The 25,037-nt window shown below is 61.4% G+C and carries 22 protein-coding genes; 12 read left to right on the top strand and 10 right to left on the bottom strand.

The features are described from left to right. The first annotated feature begins 73 nt into the window (after positions 1-73). Positions 74-820, top strand: a complete 747-nt coding sequence (locus EFQ99_RS03515; protein ID WP_126919255.1) for a FadR/GntR family transcriptional regulator — start codon at positions 74-76, stop codon at positions 818-820. 9 nt (positions 821-829) lie between these two features. Here EFQ99_RS03515 and EFQ99_RS03510 read toward each other — a convergent pair whose 3' ends face one another. Continuing rightward, on the bottom strand, positions 830-4,105 hold the full coding sequence (locus tag EFQ99_RS03510) for a GH36-type glycosyl hydrolase domain-containing protein (protein WP_126919254.1): 3,276 nt from the start codon (positions 4,103-4,105) through the stop codon (positions 830-832). A 185-nt stretch (positions 4,106-4,290) separates the two neighbouring features. On the opposite strand from EFQ99_RS03510, the gene EFQ99_RS03505 reads away from it, so the two are divergent. Beyond that, positions 4,291-4,701: a hypothetical protein gene (locus tag EFQ99_RS03505; RefSeq protein WP_126919593.1), complete on the top strand. Its 411-nt coding sequence runs from the start codon at positions 4,291-4,293 to the stop codon at positions 4,699-4,701. A gap of 30 nt (positions 4,702-4,731) precedes the next feature. On the opposite strand, the gene EFQ99_RS03500 is transcribed toward EFQ99_RS03505, so the two are convergent. Then, positions 4,732-6,273: a DHA2 family efflux MFS transporter permease subunit gene (locus EFQ99_RS03500; protein WP_126919253.1), complete on the bottom strand. Its 1,542-nt coding sequence runs from the start codon at positions 6,271-6,273 to the stop codon at positions 4,732-4,734. 255 nt (positions 6,274-6,528) lie between these two features. Next, the gene (locus EFQ99_RS03495; protein ID WP_126919252.1) at positions 6,529-7,437 is read right to left on the bottom strand and encodes a flagellin N-terminal helical domain-containing protein; all 909 of its coding nucleotides are present in this window, start codon (positions 7,435-7,437) and stop codon (positions 6,529-6,531) included. 316 nt (positions 7,438-7,753) lie between these two features. Here EFQ99_RS03495 and EFQ99_RS03490 point away from each other — a divergent pair, with 316 nt between their 5' ends. The 6 genes from EFQ99_RS03490 to EFQ99_RS03465 all read left to right on the top strand — a co-directional run bounded on the left by EFQ99_RS03490 (position 7,754) and on the right by EFQ99_RS03465 (position 15,253). Further along, positions 7,754-9,445: an ABC transporter substrate-binding protein gene (locus EFQ99_RS03490; protein WP_126919251.1), complete on the top strand. Its 1,692-nt coding sequence runs from the start codon at positions 7,754-7,756 to the stop codon at positions 9,443-9,445. A 19-nt stretch (positions 9,446-9,464) separates the two neighbouring features. Then, positions 9,465-10,445 carry an ABC transporter permease gene (locus EFQ99_RS03485; RefSeq protein WP_126919250.1) on the top strand — a complete coding sequence of 327 codons (981 nt, stop codon included), beginning with the start codon at positions 9,465-9,467 and terminating at the stop codon, positions 10,443-10,445. After that, the gene (locus tag EFQ99_RS03480) at positions 10,445-11,347 is read left to right on the top strand and encodes an ABC transporter permease (protein ID WP_126919249.1); all 903 of its coding nucleotides are present in this window, start codon (positions 10,445-10,447) and stop codon (positions 11,345-11,347) included. The genes EFQ99_RS03485 and EFQ99_RS03480 overlap by 1 nt, the downstream gene beginning before the upstream one ends. Beyond that, positions 11,344-12,159 carry an ABC transporter ATP-binding protein gene (locus EFQ99_RS03475; protein WP_126919248.1) on the top strand — a complete coding sequence of 272 codons (816 nt, stop codon included), beginning with the start codon at positions 11,344-11,346 and terminating at the stop codon, positions 12,157-12,159. The genes EFQ99_RS03480 and EFQ99_RS03475 overlap by 4 nt, the downstream gene beginning before the upstream one ends. Then, positions 12,156-13,082, top strand: a complete 927-nt coding sequence (locus tag EFQ99_RS03470) for an ABC transporter ATP-binding protein (protein ID WP_126919247.1) — start codon at positions 12,156-12,158, stop codon at positions 13,080-13,082. The genes EFQ99_RS03475 and EFQ99_RS03470 overlap by 4 nt, the downstream gene beginning before the upstream one ends. Positions 13,083-13,231: 149 nt before the next feature. Continuing rightward, positions 13,232-15,253 carry a beta-N-acetylhexosaminidase gene (locus EFQ99_RS03465; RefSeq protein WP_126919246.1) on the top strand — a complete coding sequence of 674 codons (2,022 nt, stop codon included), beginning with the start codon at positions 13,232-13,234 and terminating at the stop codon, positions 15,251-15,253. A gap of 113 nt (positions 15,254-15,366) precedes the next feature. On the opposite strand, the gene EFQ99_RS03460 is transcribed toward EFQ99_RS03465, so the two are convergent. Continuing rightward, entirely contained in the window at positions 15,367-15,828 is a 462-nt protein-coding gene (locus tag EFQ99_RS03460) for a winged helix-turn-helix transcriptional regulator (protein ID WP_126919245.1), read from the bottom strand. 90 nt (positions 15,829-15,918) lie between these two features. Between EFQ99_RS03460 and EFQ99_RS03455 the strand changes: the two genes are divergently transcribed. After that, positions 15,919-16,734, top strand: a complete 816-nt coding sequence (locus EFQ99_RS03455) for an oxidoreductase (RefSeq protein WP_126919244.1) — start codon at positions 15,919-15,921, stop codon at positions 16,732-16,734. A 49-nt stretch (positions 16,735-16,783) separates the two neighbouring features. Next, positions 16,784-17,785: an NADP-dependent oxidoreductase gene (locus EFQ99_RS03450; RefSeq protein ID WP_126919243.1), complete on the top strand. Its 1,002-nt coding sequence runs from the start codon at positions 16,784-16,786 to the stop codon at positions 17,783-17,785. Between the two features lie 82 nt (positions 17,786-17,867). Here EFQ99_RS03450 and EFQ99_RS03445 read toward each other — a convergent pair whose 3' ends face one another. Next, positions 17,868-18,731 carry a helix-turn-helix domain-containing protein gene (locus EFQ99_RS03445; RefSeq protein ID WP_483475682.1) on the bottom strand — a complete coding sequence of 288 codons (864 nt, stop codon included), beginning with the start codon at positions 18,729-18,731 and terminating at the stop codon, positions 17,868-17,870. Positions 18,732-18,885: 154 nt separating this feature from the next. Here EFQ99_RS03445 and EFQ99_RS03440 point away from each other — a divergent pair, with 154 nt between their 5' ends. Next, positions 18,886-19,800 (top strand): DMT family transporter, encoded by a 915-nt coding sequence (locus EFQ99_RS03440; protein ID WP_126919242.1) that lies wholly within the window; start codon positions 18,886-18,888, stop codon positions 19,798-19,800. Positions 19,801-19,835: 35 nt separating this feature from the next. Here the strand turns inward: EFQ99_RS03440 and EFQ99_RS03435 are convergent, their stop codons facing one another. The 5 genes from EFQ99_RS03435 to EFQ99_RS03415 form a co-directional block, all read right to left on the bottom strand. After that, positions 19,836-21,038, bottom strand: coding sequence for an ROK family transcriptional regulator (locus tag EFQ99_RS03435; RefSeq protein WP_126919241.1), 1,203 nt, complete (start codon positions 21,036-21,038; stop codon positions 19,836-19,838). A 101-nt stretch (positions 21,039-21,139) separates the two neighbouring features. Further along, positions 21,140-22,339: an MFS transporter gene (locus EFQ99_RS03430; protein WP_126919240.1), complete on the bottom strand. Its 1,200-nt coding sequence runs from the start codon at positions 22,337-22,339 to the stop codon at positions 21,140-21,142. 15 nt (positions 22,340-22,354) lie between these two features. Next, positions 22,355-23,131 (bottom strand): SDR family oxidoreductase, encoded by a 777-nt coding sequence (locus EFQ99_RS03425; protein ID WP_126919239.1) that lies wholly within the window; start codon positions 23,129-23,131, stop codon positions 22,355-22,357. 26 nt (positions 23,132-23,157) lie between these two features. Beyond that, on the bottom strand, positions 23,158-24,021 hold the full coding sequence (locus EFQ99_RS03420) for a MurR/RpiR family transcriptional regulator (protein WP_126919238.1): 864 nt from the start codon (positions 24,019-24,021) through the stop codon (positions 23,158-23,160). A gap of 21 nt (positions 24,022-24,042) precedes the next feature. Beyond that, positions 24,043-24,432 (bottom strand): RidA family protein, encoded by a 390-nt coding sequence (locus tag EFQ99_RS03415; protein ID WP_012555064.1) that lies wholly within the window; start codon positions 24,430-24,432, stop codon positions 24,043-24,045. Positions 24,433-24,543: 111 nt separating this feature from the next. Between EFQ99_RS03415 and EFQ99_RS03410 the strand changes: the two genes are divergently transcribed. Then, positions 24,544-25,026, top strand: coding sequence for a hypothetical protein (locus tag EFQ99_RS03410; protein WP_126919237.1), 483 nt, complete (start codon positions 24,544-24,546; stop codon positions 25,024-25,026). Positions 25,027-25,037: the final 11 nt, after the last annotated feature.

Raw genomic sequence — 25,037 nt, 5'->3', positions numbered from 1 at the left:
TCCCGCCGGCATGCGCTAGCAACAGGAGAACCAGCCGGCGCAGCCGCACCGACACGCAGGACTTCGACACGGGATGACGGACAAGGACAACGCGGTCTTCAATACCACTCGCCAGCCGCCGAACCTGCGCAGCGGCCTTGCCGATATGTTGATGGCGCAGATCGAGTCCGGCGACCTGAAACCCGGCCAGCGCCTGCCGACCGAACAGGCGATCATGACAGCGACCGGCGTCAGCCGGACGATCGTTCGCGAGGCGCTCGCCACGCTGCGGGCGAAAGGGCTGATCACCACCCGCCAGGGTCTCGGCGCTTTCGTCTCGAACGATCCGACGCCAAGGTCCTTCTCCATCATCCCGAACGACCTGCAGTCGATCGACGAGGTTCTGCGTGTGCTGGAGCTGCGCATGGGGATCGAATACGAGGCCGCCGGCCTAGCCGCGCTGCGGCGCACACAGGAAGATATAGACCGCATGCAGGATCGCCTCGACGCCCTCGACAAGGCGCTCGAGCAAGGCGGATATGGCGCGCAGGAGGATTACGCCTTCCACCGGTCCATCCTGGTCGCGACGCAGAATTCCTATTACAGCCGCCTCTTCGATACGTTCGGCAACATCATGGTGCCGCGGCAATGGGCGCGCCTGGACAAGATGACATCGGCCGAGCGCAAGCGTCATGCCGCGCGCATGCGCAGGGAACACCACGCCATATTCGCGGCGATCCGCGACGGCAACGACTCCGCCGCGCGCCGCGCCATCCGGACGCACCTGTCGAAGAGTACCGCGCGTTTCGAAGAGCTGCGCGACGCCAGCACCTCGTCCTGATCCTCTTTTTTACGGCTTCATCAACCGACGCCAGGGCGCGTGATCCGTTTGCAGATCGACGGAGGCGTGAGCGGCGGGCAGGAGCGGTTTGTGCTTGCGCCGGCCGAAACGCCGTTTGAAGCCGAGGATATTTTCGACGAAGCTTCGGGTAAAGAGCCCCGGGCCGCTCGAATAGATGCGCCATCCGCCATCGACTGCAATCTTTCCCGCCTTGACGCGCTCCCATTTGGCCGCCGCCTGATAGCGATCATGGAAAGCCGCGTCGCTGCTGCTGAAATAGGTGTTGCGCTGGCGCAGCGATGCATGCGGCAGCACAGTGGTCACGGCAATCGGGTTGACGACGGCGATTGCCTTCCAGAGTTCGTCCGCCTCGCCGTCGAGCGCAAGCGTCTCGCAATAGCGCAGATGCGCATGCGCATACATCAGCCCGATCTCGCGGCCGAAGAAGGAGGAAGATTCGGCGCGGCGAAACAGCGTCTCAGGCCCGCCGGCGTAGGTCGCCGGCTTCTCCATCAGCCGCACGCCGTCGGGGAAGAGCAGATGCTTTTCGATCAGCTTCATATGATCGCGTCTCTGAACCGGCGTGAACAGCCCGCCGAGCATCGCCTGCGTCATCGAGATCAGCGAGAAATGCAGGCCGGTGCGCCGGTCGCTCGGGTGCAGCAGCAATTCGACGCCGTCATGCTCGGGGTCGAAGATACCGTAGCCGGCAACGATCCCGTCGCGGATCAGATGGCGGTTGAAATCCCGACGCATCGCGGTTGCGATCTTCCTGAGCGCCTTGCCCTTTTCATCATGGCCGAGGCGGCGCAGGATGGCGGAATAACGAACGACCTGCTCGTAGAGCAGGGCAACGGTCCAACTGCTGACCATCCAGTCGCGCAGATGCGGATCGGCCGGCTGCAGAGAATCGTTCCAGTCTCCCTCGCCGTAGCGGATCAGATGCGTTCCCGGAATGAACTGCCCGCGTACGGTATCGAGCAGCTTCTCGACATGGATCGCGATGGTGTCTGTCTCGGGCGCCTTCTGCATGGTCTTTTCATCGCGCCAGGAGACCTTCTCGTCGAGGATAGCGAGATCGCCGGTGGCTTCGATATAGTCGCAAAGCGCCTTCAGCGGCCAGACGACGATATCGCCGTGACTGTCGCCCGCTCGGATATTGGAATAGGGTTCAAGCATGAACCATTGCGGCCACTCGCCTTTCTCAAGGTATTGTTCGCTGAAGACGGTCTTGAGCACCTCTTTGGCTTCCCGGTCATGCTCATAGGCGAGCAGGAATTCGATCGGGCCCTGGCAGGCATCGCGTGTCCCCCAGGCTGCACCCGTATATTGCTCGAGGCCGTGCGGCACGCTCAAATGCACGATGGCGTCATGCGCGAGCCAGGGCAGGAGGGTCGCCTGCGCGGCAAGATCGGGCGCCGTGCTATCAATCGTCGTGCCGCGTATGGCGTTTCGCCAGAATTTTGATGCCGGGGCCAGCATTGCCTCATCGGTGACGCCGGCTTCATATCGTTGCGCCAGGCGCTCGGCCTCTGCCGCGTCCGTCATCGAGCCGACAACCGCGAAGGAGAGAGCCTGCGTCGGTTGGGATCGAAGCGCCACGAAAGCACCGTCGCGGGAAATGCCATCGGTGTAAAGCAGTTCGTCGCCGCCGATTTCCTCGATAGCATCGGGCGTCGAACTCACCAGCCAATAGCTGGCATCAGGATAGCGCTCGCCCCAGAGCCAGGCCGGATCAGGCAGGAAGCGGATGCGTTTGCCTGAAGTGTCGAACTCGATCTGCCCGCCAGCATCATATTCACGCTCGCCGAGAACGACATGACCGAACACCAGGAAGCGGCACGGCTTGCCCTCGACGGAGACGGTCCATTGCATCGCTGCATCCTCGCCGGAGACGGCAGCCGCAACGGTGATCGTGCGATCGGTGCAACGATAGATCCAGCGGCAATCGCTGAGCCCCATTTCGAACGCCGACGGCACCGCCAGAAGCTGCCAGCCCGTGCCGACCTCGGCCATGATCCGCAGCCCGCTGGCGCGCGTCAGATTGTAGGGATCGCGAGACACGGAAAAGAGCTTATGGAAGGAAGTGTTGCCGATCGTCAGCTGCGCAGCGAAAATGCCCTGCATCCAGCAGGTCGCGGCAAGTGTGGAATCGTCGAGCAGCATATTCTGGCCGCTGCGCACGATCGCCCCATGACGGCGCGCCACCAGGAGCTCCTTTTCACTGAGGACGACGTGGCGGTTCAAAGCGCCATCCGGCACGAAAAACGAAAGAAGCTTGCCGCCGGCGCGTTCTTCCAGGCTTCGTTCCGGATAAAGCCGGGCGATCGCCTTTTTGTCGAGCGGTTCGGCCGCAAGCAGGGCGGCATCCTGCAGCAGGCTGCGAACCGGGGCGGCTTCCTCGACATCAGTGGCCGCACCTTCCGTGGCCGCAAGCCCATCGAGCCGTAAAAGATCGGCATCGCTCGACGCCTCGGGATGATCGGCGGCAAACAACGCAAAGAAGGTCGGGTTCACACCGCTTGTTGAAACGGAGAAGGATTTCGATTGAATGGCGGAAACTGCCGTCTCCTGTTGCCGCCGTTCGTTCGGCAGGCTGGCGCCGAAAGGACCGACCAACAGGTCGCCGAGGCGGTCTTTCGCCTGCACGAGCTGGATCGCATCCGTGGCATAGGCAGCCACGCCGTCGAGGCAACCTTGCGCGAGCCAGGGATTGCGGCCCCCCGACTGCTTGAGATTTTGCCGGTTCATCAAGACAGGACCGAATGTCTCGTGATCTGCGATGTGATGATCGACATATTGCGAGGCATAGGCTTCGCTGTTCATCAGGAAGCCGCGGTCGCCAAGGCCGACATCCTGGACCAGCACCAGATCCACGGGCAGCGTCCCCTTCTTCAGATGCCGGATCGAGGCGCGCCAGAACCACGCCGTTTCGGAAGGATGAAGCTCGAGGCGGACGTTATAGCCGATATCGCCTGTTTTGCCGCTCCAGGAGAAGCTCGTCGCATCCTGCCCGAAGCTGCCGTCGGCGCGCGGTCCGACGATCTCGACCACGCGAGGCGTAGCACCGCCGATGCGTAGATAAAGGCGGCCGATGCCGCCGAAGAGCGGCGAGCCCTGGATCTGATTGATCTGCACCGATCCCTTGTCGTCGGCATATTCGATCGCAAACAGCGTGCCGTTCGGCAGCGCCGATATCGACACGCCGGACCCGTTGCTGATGGTGAAGAGGCCGAGATCTTCGCGGCGGGGCATTTGAATACTGCGGGCAAGCTTCGGGGCCATTGAGATCTCCTCGATTGGCTTCAAGGGGAATTGGAGGATGACGCAAAAAGATTGAGAGAAATCTTACCGGCGGCCGCAAGAACGGCAAGTGTCGTGACGTGACCATGGGCGTTTCCAACAACACGCTTTTTGCTTGGCGAATTGGCGTGACTCTCGGTAAGACCCTCTCATTTAGAGAGGGCAACATGCGAAAATTATTATCGATTCTATTCAGCTCAGTCATTGTGGTAGGAACAGCGCACGCTCAAGCGAGAGTCCAGGCCACCCACAGCAGCCGTCCGATCGAGAGCTATCGCGCGTATATCGGCGACGCTGATCTTTACAATTCAAATGGGGATCGACTTACCCAGCCGTGGCAGATCATCCGGCAAGACAGGGCGAATTTCCATAAGTACCATGTGCGCGACTCTGACGATCAATCAGACTCATTCTTTGCCGATCCGGCAAATCGCCAAGCGCTGGAGCAGATGCTTCAGAACGGAACGATGACGCGAGAGGCGGCCAAGATGATCGTACATGGCAATGTATGGATTGATGTTGATATCTACGGTGGCCAGGGAACCGGTCGATGGATCGACGTTTCTGTATCTGATTGATATTTCCCGTAGCAGGTAGCCGCGTCGGTCTCATGCTGGCGCCGGCCGCCTGGCGAAGGGCACTGAAAGCAAGGCGCAGCCGGTAAGAACGGCGACGACCATCCAGGCTTCGTTGATGGCCTGAACGCTCGCTGCCGTCTGGACCAGGGGATCGAGCATCGACGTCGTATCCGCATCGAAGCTGCCGCTATGTCCCGATATGGCCTGAAGAGGCGCACCGACGAATGCCGCGGCCTCGCCGTCGCCGGCCTGGAGACGAGCCCAGAGGTTCTGTCCCAGCGGTTCCGAGCGGGTGTAGATGATGGTGTCGATGAGGGCGATGCCGATTGCCCCGCCGAGGTTGCGCATCAGGTTGAAGAGACCGCTGGCATCGGGAATGCGGTCTGGCGGAAGCGTGCCGAGCGCCAGCCGCGTCGGCGGCAACAGGCAGAACATGATGGCGACGCCGCGCACGATCTGCGGCCAGAACATCGCATCGTAGTCAGAACGCGGATCCTGAAACGCGCTCATTCCGACGCCGATCGCAAACAGGGTAAAACCGGCGGCCGACAGCAGCCGCGCATCCATGCGCTTCTCCAGCGCCACCGCAATCGGCGCCGTAATCAGCTGCGCGATACCGGTGACCAGCATCGTCATGCCGATCTCCAGAGCGTCGTGCCCCCTGATGAAAGCGAGAAAGACCGGCATGAGATAGACCGAGCCGAAGAGGCCTATGCCGAGGACGAAGCTCAGAACCGAGCCGACGAGAAAATTCCGATCGCCGAAGTTGCCGAGATCGACGACAGGCCTTCGCCGGCGAAGCGTTCGTCCTATGAAGGCGCCTCCCGACACAAGGCAGGCGGCCAGCAGGCTGAGCACATAGGTCGAGATCCAGCCGCTCGTCGGCGCTTCCTTCAGGCTGAGTTCCAGGCTCGTCAGCGCGGCTGCCATCAGCAAAAGCGACAGGACGTCGAGATGCCGGATTTCGGACGGATCGATCGCCTGCCTCGGCAGGAAGCGTGCCGCGACAATGGCCGAAGCAATACCCGGAAGGATATTGATCAGGAACAGCCAGTGCCAGGAATAGGTCTCGGTCAGCCAGCCGCCGACGATCGGTCCGACGGTCGGTGCAAGCACTGCAAGCACGCCGGCGATCGTCGTCGCAAGCGCCTGCCGCTCGTTGGGAAAGAGGATGAACACGGCTGAAAATACCGAGGGGATCAGGGTTCCGCCGGAAAAACCCTGAAGCACCCGCCAGGCCACCAGTTCCGCAAAGCTGCTGCTGGCTGCGCAACCGGCAGAGGCGGCAACGAAGAGGCCGACGGCAACCACGAACAGCCACCGCATCGTCAGGAGCCGCGTCAGCAGGCCGGTGAGGGGGATCGCGATCACTTCGGCAATGAGATAGGCCGTCTGTATCCAGCTCATCTGATCCGGACCGATATCGAGCGCAGACTGGATGGTTGGCAGCGACGTCGCCACCACCTGGACGTCGAGGATCGCCATGAACATGCCGACGCACATGGCCATGAAGCCCAGCCAGACGATGGCAGGCGCTTTGTGAGGACGGCCAGGCTCCGTGCGTTCCAGCATGCAATGATCCTGCGAGCGCGGCATTCTCCGCCCCGATGCGAATATTCAAGATCGATCGGCTGCCCGAGGCAAAGGGGCAGGCTGCGACCTCGTCGATGCCGACACCTTAATTCGGATGAGGACGGCAGCGATAGGGACTTGCAACACAAATCCGTCGCCAACGCGACCGAGCCTGGCCGGAAGGCCAGGCTCGGCGTTCGATCAGCGAATGGTCCGGGCGTTCTGTGCGCCCGGCTCCCTTTGCCGCCAGTACGATTAGCCGCGGAAGAGCGACAGGATGTTCTGGGACGACGAATTCGCGATCGATAGCGACTGGATCGCCAGCTGCTGTTGCGTCTGCAGGGCAGACAGCCTGCTCGACTCCTCCTCCATGTCGGCATCGACGAGCCTGCCCACGCCCGAGTCGATCGAATCGGACAGCGCACCGACGAAGTCTTCCTGCAGACTGATGCGCGTCGAGATCGAACCCAGCTGCGCGCCGGCAGAGGTCATCGCCGATAGCGCGGATTCGACGGTCGACAGCGCCGACTGGATCTGGCCGGTGGTAAAGTTGGTGATATCAAGCGAATAGACCGAGCCAGTCGCGCCCGACGAGGTGCCGAGGATACCGGTGGAGGTTTCGATCACCCCGCCGCTCATGCCGAACAGCACGTTGCCCATGGAGCTGGTATCCAGAGCGTAATCCGTCATTTGAACGGAGACGGCGCCGGAGCCGTCGCGAACGAAGGACGACACGACGCTCTTCGTGCTGCTCTCGCCCGCGACCCAGTTCTCACCCGAGAACGATGCCGACTGGGCGACGCTCAGCAGCTGTTGCTGAAGCTGAGTGATCTCTTCCTGGACCTTGGACTTGTCGACACCGTCCTCGGTCGCTGCCACCAGCTTGGACTTGATCTCGTCGACGACGTCGATCGCATTGTCCATTGCCGTATAGGCAGTATCGACCTTTGCCGCACCGAGACCAAGCGCGTCGGATACGGCGGAAAGCGCCTTGTTGTCGGACCGCATCGTGGTCGCGATCGACCAGTAGGCGGCGTTGTCGGAGGCGGTGTCGACCCGGTAGCCGGTGGAAACACGGTTCTGCGTCGTCTCGAGATTGGAGTTGACGGTGCGCAGCGTCTGAAGGGCAGCCATCGCTGAATTGTTCGTATTGATGCTCGTCATTGGAAATTCGCCTGCTTCGGAAGTTGGATGGGTTGCATCCCGGGAACATCCGGGCCGTGGCGAGCAGCCTCATGCTTATCGACCCATATTCGGGAAGGTCAATTCGCCATCGTTGAGACAATTATGGTACTTAAAGGTACCTTAATCGTTAACGCGATGGGCCCGGCGCTGTTTTTTTCATGATCGCGAGATGCCTCCAACGGGCGAGGGCGGCGCAGAAATTTGCGATCGGCAATTGACGGGCCAGCAGGAAACTGACTATCAATATTAAATCAATTTGATTGACTCCAAAAATAATAACGAGGGGATCGTTGAAATGAGATCGAGCAGACGCGTATTCCGCAACATTTCCGTGCATGCAGGCTGGGCAACGGCAACCGCCCTGACAGCGCTCACCGCCTTCGGAACAGGCAATGCGGCCGCAGAGTCGGTGCTGACGATGCATATCGAGGAGCAGACCAGCTGGGTGCAGAACTTCAATCCGTTCGACCTTGCCGGCCGCCGGCAAAGCACGATGGATTTCATCTACGAGCCGCTGGTCATCTTCAATGCGGAGGACGGCGGCAAGCCGGTGTTTCGCCTGGCGACCGACTATAAATTCTCCGGGGATATGAAATCGGTCACCTACACGCTGCGACCAGGTTTGAAATGGTCAGACGGGCAGCCGCTGACCTCGGCCGACGTGAAATACACGATCGACCTCATGCTGAAGAACGCAGCACTTGATACCGTCGGCGTTGGCGAAACCGTTGCCTCCGTTGAGGCGCCGTCGGCGACCGAGGTCAAGATCGACCTCAAATCCGTGAATTCCGATTTTCCGGAAACGCTTGCAGATCTCGCCGTCGTTCCCGAACATATCTGGAAGGATGTTTCCGATCCTGTGGCCTTCAAGAACGAGAAGCCTGTGGGGTCCGGTCCGATGACCGAGCTGCGCCGCTTCACGCCGCAGGTCTATGAGCAGTGCCGCAACCCGAACTACTGGGATGCTGCCTCGCTGCATGTCGATTGCCTGAGGCTGCCGCAGATCTCGGGCAACGACCAGATGCTTGCCATTCTGCCCGAAGGCAACATGGATTGGATCGGATCCTTCATTCCGCAGATCGACAAGACCTTCGTCGGGCTCGATTCCGACCACAACGGCTACTGGCAGCCGCCGGCCGAAACCGTCGCTTTCCAGATGAACTTCAAGAGCGGCAATGAAGGCAACCTCGAAGCCTACAAGGATCTGAATTTCCGCCACGCCTTCAGCCTCGCCATGGACCGCAAGTCCATGGTCGATATCGCCGGCTTCGGCTATCCCGTCGTCAACGAGCATGCGACCGGCCTGCCGCCGCGTTTCGAGACCTGGCGCAACAAGGACGCGGAAGGCGACAAGGACGCCTTCATGGGCTTCGATACCGAGAAGGCCAACAAGGTACTCGACGATGCCGGTTACAAGAAGGGTGCAGACGGTTTCCGCACCACGCCGAGCGGCAAACCGATCGCCTTCCCGATCATCGTTCCGAACGGCTGGACGGACTGGATCGATGCGGTGCAGATCGCCGTCGAAGGACTGCGTGCCGCCGGCATCAACGCGTCCGTCGCTACCCCGGAATACGAGCAATGGCGCAAGCAGCTCATCGACGGCAGCTTCGAGGTCGTGATGAACTCCCGCGCCGACGGCGCGACGCCGTTCCGCGGCTATTACCAGAACCTGTCGACCGCCTATGGCGGGCGCATCACCGGCGCGCCCTCGCGCTACTCGAACCCGAAGCTTGACGCCCTTTTCGATCAGTATCTGAAGGCGACGTCGGACGACGATCACAAGAAGATCTTCAACGATATTCAGCTGCTGGTCGCCGACGAATTCCCTGTCGTGCCTGTCTTCAACGGGCCGACCTGGTATCAGTTCTCCAGCAAGCGCTTCACCGGCTGGGTCACCGACAAGGATCCGATCATGAATCCCGAGGATCATGACAACAACCGCATGCGCCTGATGCATCTGCTGCGCCTCAAGCCGGTCAGCTGAGTCTGACGAGGGAGCGGAAATGCGCGTTTCGAGCCGGCGCCTCGGCGTCTATGCGGTCGCACTGGCGTTCGCCATCGTTGTGAATTTCATTCTTCCCCGGCTCATGCCGGGGAGCCCTGTCGATGCCATGGTTGCCCAGCTCGGCCCGCGGGCGACACCTGCCGCCATCGAGGCGATCAAGGCGCGCTTTGGCGCCGTCGACCAGCCGATGCTTTGGCAATTCGTCGATTATATCAAAGGGCTTGCGACCCTCGATCTCGGCGTCTCGGTCAAATACTACCCCCAAACCGTCGTCCAGGTCCTTGGCCGTTCGACGATCTGGACCGTTTTCCTGGTGACGACCGCGATCATCTTTTCGCTTTGCGTCGGCGTCGTGCTGGGTGCGGTTTCGGCCTGGCGGCGCGGCGGGCGCTTCGACACGATCGTCTCGCCGCTCTCCGTGATCATGATTTCGGTGCCGCCCGTCATCGTTGCGCTGACGACACTTTTCGTTTTCGCGGTCTCGCTGCGCTGGTTTCCCGTCGGTTACGCCTACGATCCGAACCTTGATCCTGCCTTCAATTTCACCTTCGCAGGCAGCGTGTTCATGCATGCCATCCTGCCGGTGCTGACGCTTTCGCCGTTCCTGATCGGCGAATTCCAGACGACGATGCGCTCGTCGATGATCTCGGTGCTCGGCGAGGATTACGTGACCATGGGCCGCGCAAAGGGGCTCAGCCACCTCACGGTCATGTTCGGCTACGGCGCGCGCAATGCCATGCTTCCGGTCCTGACCAATTTGGCGCTGATGCTCGGCGCCGTCTTCGGCGGCTCGATCGTCACCGAGATCGTTTTCAACTATCCCGGTTTGGGACTGACGCTCTATACAGCGAGCGTCGCCCGCGACTACCCCGTCATCCAAGGCCAGTTGCTGCTGATGACGCTCGCGACACTGGGAGCCAACTTCCTCGTCGACATCATCTATGGACTTGTCGATCCCAGATTGCAGGAGGCGGTCTGATGGGCTTCGGATTACGGTCTATCCTCAGCCAGAAGAAAGCGCTGGCCGGCCTCATCATCATCGTCGCCCTGTGGCTGATGGCGCTGTTTGCGCCGATTGTTGCGCCCGGCGAGCCCGGAGCGCGCGTCGGACGTTCGCATCAGCCGCCGTCGATCGAACATGTCATGGGCACCACGAAGATGGGACGGGATGTCTATCGCCAGTTCGTCTGGGGCGCCCGCAGCTCTCTCTCCGTCGGCTTTGCCACAGGCATTGCCATCACCGTTCTCGGCACGGCGATCGGGCTCGTCGCCGGCTACGCGGGAGGGCGGACCGATGCAGTGCTCGATCTTGCGACGAATGCCGTGCTTGTTGTCCCGAACATGCCGCTTCTGATTCTGCTCGCCTCGTTTGCCGGCACCGTCGGGCCGATGACGATCATGACGATCATCGCGTTGACCTCCTGGCCCTGGGGCGCCCGCATGACGCGGTCGCAGACGATGGCGCTTCGCAATCGTGATTTCGTCACCGCTTCCAAGATGATCGGCGAGCCGGCCTGGCGCATCATCTTCGTGGAAATCCTGCCGAACCTGACGACGCTGATCGGCATCAACCTCGTCGGCAGCATCATCTATGCGATCGTCGCCCAGACGACGCTCGAATATCTCGGCTTCGGCGACCCACTGAAAGTCTCCTGGGGCACGATGCTCTACAACGCCCAGAATTCCTCGGCGATCATGGTCGGGGCATGGTGGGATATCGGCGTGCCGGCGCTCGGCATCGCGCTGACCGGCCTCGGGCTTGCGCTTCTCAACTTCACCTTCGACGAGATCGCCAATCCGCAGCTCCGCTCCGGCCCGGCGCTGACACGCTGGTTCCGCCTTACCCGCGCCCGCAACAGGGAACTGGAGCTTGGCCAATGAGCGATAATCTTCTGGAAATTGACAAGCTCAACGTCGACTATCTCGTCGACAAAGGGGAGTTCCGCGCCGTCAAAGACGTCTCTTTCCATATCGGCCGCGGCGAGATCTTCGGTCTCGCCGGCGAATCCGGCTGCGGCAAGAGCACGATCGCCTATGCCATCACCCGTCTGTCCAAGGCGCCCGCCTGGATCAGCGGCGGCAGCATCCGGCTCACCGGACAGGATCTCCTGAAGCTGCCGGAACGCGAGCTGCAGAGAATTCGCTGGAAGCGCATCGGCATGGTCTTCCAGAGCGCGATGAATTCGCTCAATCCGCTGATGCGGGTCGAGGCGCAGTTCCATGACGTTCTGCGCCGCCACACCGGTTGTTCACATGAGGAATCCAGGGCTCGGGCCGAGGAGATGTTCCGTCTCGTCGGCATTCCCACCCATCGCATAAGCGATTACCCGCACCAGTTCTCCGGCGGCATGCGCCAGCGCATCGTCATCGCCATCTGCCTGGCGCTGCGGCCCGAGCTGATCATCATGGACGAGCCGACGACGGCGCTCGACGTCGTCGTGCAGCGAGAGATCCTCGAGCAGGTCGTCGATCTGCAGCGGACCTATGGTTTCTCGGTGCTCTTCATCACCCATGACCTGCATCTGATGGCGCAGCTCTGCCAGCGTATCGGCGTCATGCTGAAGGGTGAACTCGTCGAAGTCGGCGATGTCAGCCAGGTCGCGCAAGCGCCGCGGCACGAATATACGAAGAAGCTCTGGAACGCCATTCCGCAGCTTCCCGGCAATCCGCATCTATCGGGAGTCGTGGCATGAAAGCGGAGGCAAATCCCGTCGTCGCCGAAGCCGTGATTCGGCTTGAGGACATCACGCGCAATTTCGGCCCGGTGCGCGCGTTGAAAGGCGTGTCCTTCTCACTCTTTCCCGGCCGGGCCCTGGCGCTCGTCGGCGAATCCGGCTGCGGCAAGACGACCTGCGCCCGTATCATCGCCCGGCTCGACAAGCCGACAGCAGGCAGGCTGCTTTTCCACGGGCAGGAGCTCTCCGCCCGCGGCGAGACGAAGGACGAACATCGGTACCGCCGGGAGGTGCAGATGGTCTTCCAGGATCCGTTCTCCTCGCTCAACCCGGCCTTCACCGTCAGCCATCACCTGGCGCGGCCGCTGCAATTGCACCGGCAGAGCGGCTCCAGGGCCGATCTTGCAGAAGAGATCGGCCATCTGCTTGCAAGCGTCGGGCTGGAACCTGACGTAACCAGGCAGAAATTCCCGCATGAACTCTCGGGCGGTCAGCGCCAGCGCGTCAACATCGCCCGGGCGCTCGCTGTCGCACCAAGCGTGCTGGTCGCCGACGAACCGACCTCGATGCTCGATGTTTCCATCCGCAAGGACATTCTCGATCTGCTCGCAAGGGTGAAGCGTGAAAACGACCTCGCCATGCTCTACATCACTCACGATATCGCGACGGCAGCGCATGTGGCCGAAGAGATCGTCGTCATGTTCGCCGGCCAGATGGTCGAATGGGGCAACACCAATAGCGTTCTCTCCGATCCCCGCCATCCCTATACGCGGCTGCTGCTTTCCGCCGTTCCCGACGGCAGCAGGCCGTTCGTGACGGGTGGAAGCGCGCGTTTTCTCGAACAGGCGGAAAAGGTGCGCTCGCTCAGCCGTCCTGAATCGACCGTAACCCAACAGGTCGGCCCCAATCATTTCATACGCGCGCTCGGTGCTGCAGGTTGAAGGATGGCAAAGTGGACTATCTGGTAAACCTTGGCGATGTCGGTCCATCGGCCTTTCACGAAAAGGCGGTCGGCGCCGTGCCGATCCCCCATTCCGCTTCCGGTTCCGCCGGAATGTTCAAGACTTGATCTCAAGAGGAAAGAGTAACCATGCCCACACCGCGACCGAAAGCCCTGCGGCTTGAAACCCTTTGGAATCCGCCGGCCGATGGCAAGGATTTTTCGTATGTGCTACGCCTCAAGAACCTAGGCGCCGAGCCGCTGTCGAATTTCTCGCTCTGCGTCAGCGGCCCGGGCCGCGTCGATCCCGCCGGGCGTGTCGAAGGCGCCACCGTCTCGCAACGGCTTTCGAATTTCACCGAATTCCAGCCGCCGGTCAATTTCGTTCTCGGCGCCGGCGAGATCTGGACGATATCCGTCTACGCGCTGAGCTGGCAGTTCCGCCACTGGACGGACGGCGCGACGAGCGCCTATCTCGCGCTTTCCGACGGCAGCACGATCGTGCTTTCTATCGAGCCAACGCGATCTTCGGTCAGTAACGCGCCGCTGAAGCGCGGCGCCGAGATCTATCCCGTTCCCGCCAATGCGCCGGTTCAGGTTTCGATCATTCCCTGGCCGAACCGCGTGGCCGTCACTTCCCGCCGCTCGCTGCCGGCCGGTTTTGCGCCGCGAGCGCAGAGCGCCGAGGGAGAGGCCGCGGCCCAGGGCTTTGCGGCGTTGGTGAACCATCTCTTCGCCGTCGAAGGCATCGTGCGTAGCGAAGCGGAAGGCGCGATACCGGTTGCCCTCAAGGATGCTGCCGGGTTCGGCCCCGAAGCCTACCGGCTGAGCTTCGATGAGGAAATGATCACCATCGAGGCGAGCGGCCGGACCGGCTTTCTCTATGGCCTCGTGACACTCGGCCAGATCTGGCGCGGCGCGAGGCTGCATCCCGGCGTCTTCCAGTTTCCCGGTGCGGGCGAGATCGTCGACGAGCCGTCGATGGGCTGGCGCGGCCTGCATCTCGACGTCGCCCGCCAGTTCTACGGCGCGGCCGAAGTCAAGAAGCTGATTGCGGTGCTTGCCTGGAACAAGCTCAACCGCTTCCACTGGCACCTTTCCGACGACGAAGCATGGCGCGTCGAGATCGACGCCTATCCCGCCCTGACCGAGATCGGCGCCTGGCGCGGCCACGGCCTTGCTGTTCCACCGCTGCTCGGTTCGAGCCCGGCCCGCACGGGCGGTTACTACACCAAGGCTGCCATCCGCGAGATTGTCGCCCATGCCAAGAGCTTCGGCGTCGAGATCGTGCCGGAGATCGATGTACCCGGCCATTGCTACGCCATGCAACAGGCAATACCGGAACTCAGGGATCCGGCCGAGGTTGGCAGCTATTATTCGGTTCAGGGCTTTCCGGACAATTGCATCAATCCGGCCCGCGAGAGGACCTATGAGATCATCGAGACGATCCTCTTGGAACTCATCGAGCTCTTTCCGTTCAAGACCATCCATCTCGGGGCCGACGAAGTTCCCCTTGGCGCATGGTCGGGCTCACCGGAAGCGCTCGATCGCCTGCGCGCCGTTGCAGGCGACGAGCTTGCCGCTGCGCATGCCAAGCGGTTGAATGTCGTCACCAATACACACGGCGCCGACGATATTCACGGCTCGGGCGCCGCCATCCTGCAGGCGGAGTTCCTGGAGCGCGTCCAGCGCTTCCTTACGAGCAAGGGCTGCATCACCGGCGGCTGGGAAGAGGCCGCCCACGGCGATGTCATCGACAAGTCGAAGAGCTATCTCTGCAGCTGGCGCAATGTCGAAGTCTCGGCCGAGCTTGCCGAGCGCGGCTACGAAATGGTCGTCTGCCCCGGACAGGTCTATTACCTCGACATGGCGCTCAGACCCAACTGGGACGAGCCCGGCGCCAGCTGGGCGGGAACCTCGGACGCCGAAAAACTCTATAATTTCGATCCGGTCGGCGGCTGGACGGCAGCACAGAAACAGAAACTCCTCGGTATTCAGGCCTGTATCTGGTCCGAACCGATGACGGATCGCGCCGTTTTCGACCGCCTCGTCTTTCCGCGCCTTTCGGCCCTTGCCGAAACCGGCTGGACAAAGCCGTCATCGAAGTCGTGGGAGCGTTTCAAGGCGCTCGCGGGGCTGATGCCGCTGCTTTACGGGCTGCAGGAGTCGTAGGACTTTGATCTGAGTATCATCCTTGCCATCGCCGAAGGCGGTGATGGCAAGGCTCACTTGCTTTAGGCTGAAAGCTTGTGCCGCAGACCTGCCAAACAAGCCTGCGCTGGGCGTCAGTCCGGCTGATCCTGCGGCGGGGCGGCGCATCCGGGTTCGGCGATGCGAATGGGGCGGGTTCCAACAGGAGCGCCGGTCGCGCGGTCGATGGTGACGGGATCAATCTCGGTTCCGGTTTCGGCGTCGAAGAACCGGGTGACGTTGCCGCCGCCGCGGTGCTTGCGGCCCCAGGCGCCGATTGCAAACAGAACCGGCAGAAAGTCGCGACCGGCCTCCGTCAGCACATATTCGTCGCGCGGCGGGCGCTCGGAATAGCGGCGTTTTTCCAGTAGCCCTTCCTCAGTCAGCGATGACAGCCGCCCCGTCAGCATCGTCGGGGCGATGCCGAGGCTTTTTCGAAAATCATCGAAGCGGGTCAGCCCTGCATGAGCGTCGCGCATGATCAGCATACTCCACGCATCGCCCACGAGCGCCAGGCTGCGGGCGATCAGGCAGGGCTGGTTCGAAAGATTCTTCATGTCGATATCTTTTTAGTAGTGACTTGCTATCAATTTGATAGTAACAGATTGCGCAGGGATCTTCCACGACAAAAGTAAAGGCAGACATCGATGAGCAAGAGAGAACGCGGCATTGCCCTGGTCACCGGCGCTTCCTCCGGCATCGGGCTGGTGACGGCAAAAGCGCTGCGGCGCGACGGTTACCGGGTGTTCGGCACCAGCCGCAAGCCGATGCCCGACACTGCCGACGGGATCACCATGCTGATCTGCGACGTCATCGACGATCAATCTGTCCAGGGCGTCGTCGATGAAGTGCTGAGCCGGGCAGGGCGGATCGATCTGCTCGTCAACAATGCCGGTGTCGGCCTGCTCGGCGGCGCCGAGGAATCGACGACGACGCAGGCCAAATCCGTGTTCGACGTCAACGTCTTCGGTACTATGCGGATGACGAATGCGGTGCTGCCGGTGATGCGGCGACAGCGCGGCGGTCGGATCATCAACCTGAGCTCGATCCTTGGTCTCATCCCGGCGCCATTCAACGCGCTCTACGCAGCGACCAAGCACGCGATCGAAGGCTATTCGGAATCCCTCGATCATGAAGTGCGAACGCAGGGCATCCGCGTCGTGCTCGTCGAACCCGGCGTCACCCGGACCTCCTTCGAGGAGAACATCACGCGGCCGGACCGGCCGCTTGCTGTCTACGATGCGGTGCGTGCCGACGCGGAGAAGCTGATGCGCGAGATCGTTTCCAAGGGTGATGCCCCCGAGGTGGTCGCCGCAACCGTCGTCAAGGCCGCCAATGCGGTATCGCCCAAGAGACGTTACACAGCCGGGAAAACCGCAGGACAGGTCCGTTTCATCCGCCGCTTCCTGCCCGAGTCCTTCGTCGACAAGAACCTCCGGAAATTCAACAAGCTCCCCGATTGAGCCTCCCTTGCTGCATTTCCGGCTCATCACAGAAACGAAAGTTCGTGCCATGAAAGCATTCCTGATCGATCGCTACAAGAAAGGCGGTGCCCTCCGCCTCGGCCAGAGCCCCGAACCGCAGCTGCGCGAAAACGACGTGATGGTCGAGATCCATGCCGCCAGCGTCAACCTGCTGGATGCCAAGATCCGGGACGGCGAGTTCAAGCTCATCCTGCCCTATCGCCTGCCACTGGTGCTCGGCAATGATGTTGCCGGCGTCGTGGTCCGGGTCGGGGCCAAGGTACGGCAGTTCAAACCCGGCGACGAAGTCTATGCGCGGCCTGGCCAGGATCGCATCGGCACATTCGCCGAATACATCGCCATCGACGCCGCCGATATTGCGCTGAAGCCTGCCAATCTCAGCATGTTAGAAGCCGCATCCATTCCGCTGGTGGCGCTGACCGCATGGCAGGTTCTGGTCGAACGCGCCAAGCTGCAAAAGGGGCAGAGGGTACTGATCCATGCCGGCTCCGGCGGCGTCGGCACGGTCGCGATCCAGCTTGCTAAACATCTCGGCGCCCATGTGGCGACGACCACGAGCACGGCAAATATCGATCTTGTGAAAGGCCTCGGCGCCGACGTGGTGGTCGATTACAAGAAGGACGATTTCGAAAAGGTGCTGAAGGGCTATGACGTCGTGCTGAACAGCCTCGGCAAGGATACGCTGGAAAAATCGCTCGCCGTCCTGAAGCCGGGCGGCAAGCTGATCTCGATATCGGGGCCGCCCGATCCCGATTTCGCCAGGGAGAATGGCTCCGGTTGGCTGCTGCAGCAGGTTATGCGCCTTTTAAGCCTCGGCATCAGGCGGAAAGCGAAACGTCTGGGGATCGGATATTCCTTCGTCTTCATGACGGCGAACGGTGCTCAGCTCGGCAAGATCACCTCGCTTATCGAGGCCGGCGCCATCCGTCCCGTCATCGACCGGGTCTTCCAATTCGCGAAAACCAACGAGGCACTGGACTATGTGGAAACGGGACGCGCGAAAGGCAAGGTCGTCGTCGCGATGAAGTGAGGTCTGGAAGGCCGAAGCCCCCTCGGTTTAGCCGAGCGGCTTTTGCAGGCGCCGAGGCGCGGATTGGTTTCGGGAAGGCGCTTCACTGTCGTTGCCGGTAGGCAGAGGGTGTCGTGCCAGTGCCCAACTTGAATGCCCGCGTCATGTGACTCTGGCTGCTGAAGCCGCAGGCAGAAGCGATCTGCGCGATCGGGTCCGTGCCGCCCAACATCGATTTGGCGCGCTCTACTCGCCGGTGGGCCACCCAGCCATGCGGGGACACACCATAGCTTGCCCGGAACATCCGCTGAAAATGAAACGCGCTGAGCTGCCCTATCGTCGCCAGATCCTCTAAGCGGATCGCCTCACCGAGATGGGCCTCGATGTACTCCAGACTCCGGCGCCGCACATGAGGAGCGAGCCCGCCGCTGATCGCGCAGGGACGCATCCCTCCATAACGCGGATCAACGAAGAAATCGTTGATCGTCTGCGTCATCGCTTCTTCGGCCGCCAGATGACCGCCCGCCAACATCGCTTTCGTCATCTGCCAAAGCGTGCGCGCCAGGGCGGGCGCATCTGCGAAAGTCACTTCTGGAAGGGCCACAAGCCGAGCATCGCGGTCAAACGTCTCTGCAAACATCCGGCGCATCTGATCGTCGGGAATATACAGATGGACGAATTGGGAGAATTCGGTGATTTCCCATTCGGACGAGTGCTCCTGTGGCATGATGCACAGGACTCCCGGACGGCCGCGCGCGGTGGGACTGCCATCCAGACGACGCGTTCCCGCACCGCCCTTGAGATAAAGACTGAACGTATGACCGTTCGGCCGCTGATAGCTCATCCTGTCGTGCGCATTGCTCCAGATGGCAGCTGATCGCCCAAACCCCAAATCGATGGACTGCGACATCCGCGCAGTGGGAGATGCAGACAAAAACCTGAAAACCGAGGGGTGACTATATTTCACCAATTCTTCCCCACACCTGAGCACGCCTTGCGGACAATACCGGTGGACGACCCGCATGGCGAGCATGAAGTCCGGGCAAATCGATTTCATAGCAAGAATGTACAAGAGACCTGTTCACTGTTCGCCTACTTGTGGAGAAAACGAGGATCACTTCATGGCAAATGCCGCTCTCTTCATCGCGACCGTCCTCATATGGGGGACGACTTGGATCGCTATTGCGATGCAGGTCGGTCCCGTGCCGGTCTTGGTCTCGGTCTTTTACAGATTTGCGGTCGCAGCAGTGATCCTCGTCGCCGTGCTGGCTGTCATGCGGCGGCTCAAGGTCCCTACCTTGCGCGATCAACCTTTCATCCTTGCACAAGCGCTCTGCCTGTTTAGCCTCAATTTCATCTGCTTCTACAACGCAGCCGCTACCATCCCGTCCGGCCTGATCTCCGTGATCTTCTCGCTCGCAACGATCTACAATGCCGTCAATGCGCGCCTCTTTTTCGGCGACCGCATTACAAGCCGCACGCTTCTCGCAGCGCTACTCGGAGCAACCGGCCTTATCCTCCTTTTCGGACAGGAGGTTGCCGTCGATTTCAATGTGGGCACATTGAAAGGGATCGGGCTCGCAGCGCTTGGCACACTGTTCTTCTCGCTGGGCAATATGGCTTCGCGTCGAAACAGCGCAGCCGGAATCTCACCGCTGACCGCCAATGCCTGGGGCATGACCTATGGCGCGATTGTCCTCCTCTGCCTGATTGCCGTGACGCAAACGCCGATCGTGGCGCCGCCAAACATCACCTATCTTGCCGCTCTGCTCTATCTTGCGGCGATCGGATCGGTGGTCGGCTTCACCACCTATCTCATGCTGGTGTCCCGCATCGGCTCTTCGCGCGCTGCCTATGCCACTGTCCTCTTCCCGATCGTCGCCCTGTCGCTGTCGACTGTCTTCGAGGGCTACCACTGGAGCGGGGCAGGCCTGATCGGTCTGGCGCTGACGCTTCTCGGGAACGTGGTCATCTTTGCGCGCCCTCTAGCCCGCCGTCCGCCGCAAGCAGATGCGAGGCTGCCGGCAGGCGAATGACGGGCGGCGGCGGCAATCTCCCGGGCTGAGATGTGCTAGCCGAGCGGCTTTTGCAGAACGTCGAAGCGCGGATTGGTTTCGGAAAAGATCGGCAGGGCGGCGGCGCCGAGGATGGCCGTATCCTTGCCGGTCATGCCGATCATGACACGCGGTATCGTCCGCTTTCGATCGGGGTCGATCGGAACGTGCAGCGGCTCCAGCCGCTCGGCAAGCCGCCGCATCAGCGATGTCGATATGCTGCCGCCGAGCACGACGGTCTGCGGATCGAAGGCAAGCTCCAGAAAATCGACGGTCTGCCGTAGCGGCTGGACGGCCTGATCGAGCCAAGCGTCCAGGCCTTCGCCGCCCTCTGCGACCAGCGCATCGAGATCGTCGGGCGAAAGCTCCTCCGCATTCGCAATGCCCATGAATTCGTAGGCGACCGTCGGCGAGATGTAGCGATCCAGGCAGCCGCGTTTGCCACAGCTGCAGAGCTTGCCGTGCGGTTCGACGATGATATGCCCGATCTCGCCGGCATTGTTGCGGCTGCCCTTGTAGAGGTGACCGTCGAGGAACATTCCAGCGCCGATGCCGCCGCCGCCGGCGAGGAAGAGATAGACGAAGCTGGCGAAACCGCGGGCGACGCCGTGAAGGCGCTCACCGATTGCCGCCGCCGTCGCATCGTTCTCCACGAGCACCGGCACCTTCACCCGCTGTTCCAGCTCATGCCCGACGGGAAAACCCTGCCAGCCCGGCAGGTTCTGCGGGCTGAGGGAGGTGGTGCCGCCATCGCCATAGCGGCCGGGCAGGGCCATTCCGACGCCGAGCAGCCTGTTGCGGTCGAATGCGAAGGCCTGCTGGAGATCTTCGACGATGGATTGCAGCACCGGGATGGCGGTTAGAGGATCGGGGTGCTCGACGTGGCGCTCGATACGCGCGCAGACGACACCGGAAAGATCCGTCAGGACCCCGCTTGCACGCTGCCGTCCGAGTTCCAGGCCGATCGAATAAGCGCCCTGCGGATTGATGCTGTAGGGGATGATCGGCTGGCCGCGCGCCAGCTTTTGCGCCTTGGCCGCAACGAGAAGGTGCGACCTCTCAAGCTCCTCGACGATATTGGACACGGTCTGGGCGGTCAGCGCGGTCATCCGGGCGATCGCGGCGCGAGACAGAGGGCCATTCGTACGCACAGCCTCGATCACCACACGCCGGTTGTGAGACTTGGCCTGCTCGAGATTCGTGCCGGAGATCGCCTTCATGTCGCCTTCAAAGGAAATGGTACATCACCCTTGTCATAAGACGAACAGTGATGAAAGCCACATTCTGCCGATCCATGAGGCGCCAATACATTCAGCAGCACTTAGTGAACATTGCGCCGATGCAGGAAGCCGAGGATCACTATTCCAGACAGTCCCGTAACAGCGCTGAGGATGGCGGTTCCGGAATAACCTGCCACCGATGTGCCAGCAGCAAAGATCAGCGCGCCGATCCCGGCGCTGGCAAAGATATTGACGGAGATCAGCGCGCTGCCGAGCCCCGGCCGATCGGCGATGAGATCCTGCAGATAAGTGATCGGAATGCTGATGATCGCCGCCGCTCCGATGCCTGCGAGCAACGTCAGCGCATAGAGGTGCCACGGTTGAGAGGCAAAGCCGAGAAGGCTGAGGAACACGGCATAGACGATGGTGCCGGCGGCAAGCGCTGACATTTGGCCGGTCTTTCGCGCAATGCGCGACCAGACGATAATGAAGACCACCTCCAGCAATGCGACGATGCCGACCAGAATGCCGACATCGCTGAGCCGCCCATGCGCCGCGCCGGTGGCGATCAGCGGCAAAAGGGCATCGTTCAGATGCAGCGTGCTGGTAATCAGCGCCACCCCGCAGATATGCGCCGAAATCCGCGGTGAAACCACCTGGCGAAGGGCGCCGAGATAGCTGAGATGGTGAGCTGCGGCCATCTCCGTTCCTGCCCGTTTCGGTAGGGCAAAGAGGATGATGCCCTGGCATATCAGACAGGAGATGCTGGCAAAGAGATAGGCTGGCAGCATGCTCGATGCGCCCGAAAGCACGAGGCCTGTAACGCCAGGGATCAGCACCCAGGAGAGCGAGATCATGGCGCGCACGCCTGAATTGGCCGTCACCACGTCGCTTCGGCTCATGCCTTGCATCGCCGCGCGCGCATTGGCAAACAGCAGCGAGTTCAACGCCCCGTAGATCGGCAGGGGCAGCAATCCGCTGATGATGAAGATCGCCGCCCTCGGAAAAGCATAGACCATGCCGTAACCGACAATACCGAAGAGACAGGCGCCGATCATCGCCGATCGATATTCGCCAAGCCGATCGGCGAGATTGCCGAGCAGGACGCTGACGACAACGTTCACCGCTGCCGATGCAAAGGTCAGGATGGAATAGAGGCTATCGCTCAGCCCCAGCTCGCGAATGCCGACGATCGAACGATAGGGTGCCGTCATCGCGCCCGCCATTCCGAAAGTGAAAATGGCGATCATGCTGGCGCGGATCGCCGGATTGCGGAAGACATCAGGAAAAAGGCGGCTCATGCGGTCACGTGGATTTCAGTAATGTTCCGATTGGGAGAACGTCCGCGCAAGCTCGGCTTGACCGGCCGTGAGGCCGCAATCGACCGGCAGGCAGACGCCAGTGATCGCTGCGGCGAGCGGCCCGGCGAGAAAGGCCACGGCATTGGCAACATCCTTGGGATCGACGACGCGCTGCAGTGGGTACCAACGGCGCGCCTCCTCGAAAACGTTCGGATTGGCGGCGGCGCGCACTTCCCAGGCCTGCGTCTTCACTGTGCCGGGCGCGACGGCGTTGGAGCGGATGCCGAACTTGCCGTATTCGACGGCGACCAACCGGGTGAAGTGGAGCAGGCCCGCCTTGGCGGCGCTATAGGCCGGGTGTCCGAAGACATTCATGCCGTTGACCGATGCGATGTTGACCACGGAGCCCTTCGAGGACTTCAGCATCGGCTCGAAGGCACGGAAACATAAGAACGCCGCTTCGAGATTGAGCGCATTGTCCGCCCGCCAGATCTCGGGCGTCGTATCGTGCAAGCTGGTCGCGCGGGCAGCACCGGCATTGTTGACGAGGGTCCGGACCACGCCGGCGTCTCCAGCGCGTTTTACCAATTCGGCAATGCTCGCCTCGCTGGTCACATCACATCCGACCGCCACGAAGCGATTGTCGGGCCCGAGTTTCGAAGCCACGGCGGCGGCGGCCGTCGCATCGATGTCGGCGAGCAGCACGACATCATGGTCGTCGGCGAGCCGGGCGGCGATCGCCGCGCCGATATCGCCTGCCGCGCCTGTCACGATGGCTGCCGATTGGGTCATTTGCTGTCGCTCCCGTTCATGAAAATTCAGTCTCCAAGCAATTGCCGGTCGTCGCCGTCGCGGTGAATAACCAGCTGCTGCTTGATGCGCCGAAGCGTGGTCGTCGCCTTTGGCTGAACGGCGTAGGCAACCAGGCTCGACAGGATATCGACCGTCGCGATGTAGGCGATGCGCGTGGAGGTCGGGCGATAGATGTTGCTGCCTTCGGGAAGATCGATCGGCACGACGATCTCGGCGGCCTTGGCAACCGGGCTGTCCGTCTGGGTCAGGGCGATCGTCTTCACCTTGGTGTCGCGGGCAAGCTCGAAGGCCCGCACCAGCTCCATATTACGACCCGAGAAAGACGAGCCGATCAGCACGTCGTTCGGCCTTGCGGCCGCAGCCATCATCAGCTGCATGCTGTGATCGGAACTTGCCGTGATGCGAAGCCCGAGGCGGAAAAGGCGGTTCTGAAGCTCGTCGGCGATCATCGACGAATTGCCGCCGGAACCAAAGGCATAGATCATGTCGGCCTTGGCGATAAGCGAAACGGCAGCCTCGATCGCGGCGAGATCGAGCGACCGGTGCAGCAGGAACAGCGCGTTCTGGGCCTTGGTGATGATATCCTGGGCGACATCGGCCGGATCGGTGCTTTTCGATTCCGGCTTCAGATAGCGCACCCCGATATGCGCGGTCCTGGCAAGCTGCACCTTGAAGTCGGAAAAGCTCTCGCAGCCCAGCCGCCGGCAAAAGCGCGTGACGGTCGGCGGCGAGACCTCGGCCCGTTCCGCAAGCTCGATGATCGAGGCATTCACGGCAAATTCGAAATCGTTGACGATGATCTCGGCGATGCGGCTCTCGGAGGGAGAGAGCCGGGTCTTGTCTTCCTGCAATGTCGAAAAGATATCCAAACCCGTCCCCCCGATGGCTCTCTATCCATCCTTCTTCTTATAGGCCACGCAGTCGATCTCAACCTTGCAATCGACCATCATCGACGATTGCACACAGGCGCGTGCCGGCGGATGCTCGCCGAAATACTCCTGATAGATCTTGTTGAAGGTCCAGAAGTCGCGCGGATCGTCGAGCCAGACGCCGACGCGCACGACATCCTCGACGCCGTATCCGGCCTCGTCGAGGATCGCCAGGACATTGGCGATCGTCTTGTGGGTCTGGGCAATGATGTTGCCGTCGATAATCTCGCCATCTTCCATCGCAACCTGTCCGGAAACATAGAGCCATCCGTCAGCTTCCACGGCGCGCGCGAAAGGCAGCGCCTTGCCGCCGGCGCCCGTTTGAACAGTGCCATAGCGCTTGATAGGCATTCCCAAGTCCTTGCAAATTATTTTCTTGATAAGTTGACAAGTGACCATAGAAAGCGGAATTTGACCAGTGAAAAACGTGTTTTATGAAAAGAATTTCAATCCGGGGCTGACATGCGCGATCCTTTCCAGAATCCTTTCCCGTTGGACAGCGCCCGCCACGCGATCTGGGAGATGCTCGTTCCCCGCGATATCGATGCCTTTCTGGCCGCCGATTGGTCGATGGTGGAGCATGACTTCGTGGAAGAAGGTTTCATCGGCATTGACGGCCGAAAGGAAGTCAGCCCGGACAAGTGGCGCCTGGCCTTCCCGACGCTCACGGCCTATCGCGACGAGTGGCTGAGACAGGCAAAGGATTTCGCCGAACAGAGTTTCGCGGAAGATCCGCGCACGGCGATCTTCACCACGACGACGCTGGAAGATATCGAGATCGAAGGCGACACGGCGCTGGTGCGCAAGAAATTCGACGGCGGCATCACCAAGAGCGACAATAGCCGGGACGTCCTGCAATGGCAGACGCTCTATTATTGCAGACTTCACGAGGGACGCTGGAAGATCTCAGGTTTCACCGGCTACCTGCCGAACCCGATGGGTTGAAGCGGGGCCGA

Origin of the sequence: Rhizobium vallis (assembly GCF_003985155.1) — a bacterium.
GTDB classification, from domain to species: Bacteria; Pseudomonadota; Alphaproteobacteria; order Rhizobiales; family Rhizobiaceae; genus Rhizobium; species Rhizobium vallis.
The sequence above is the reverse complement of the archived record's forward strand: the minus strand, read 5'-3'. Positions and strand labels throughout refer to the sequence as shown.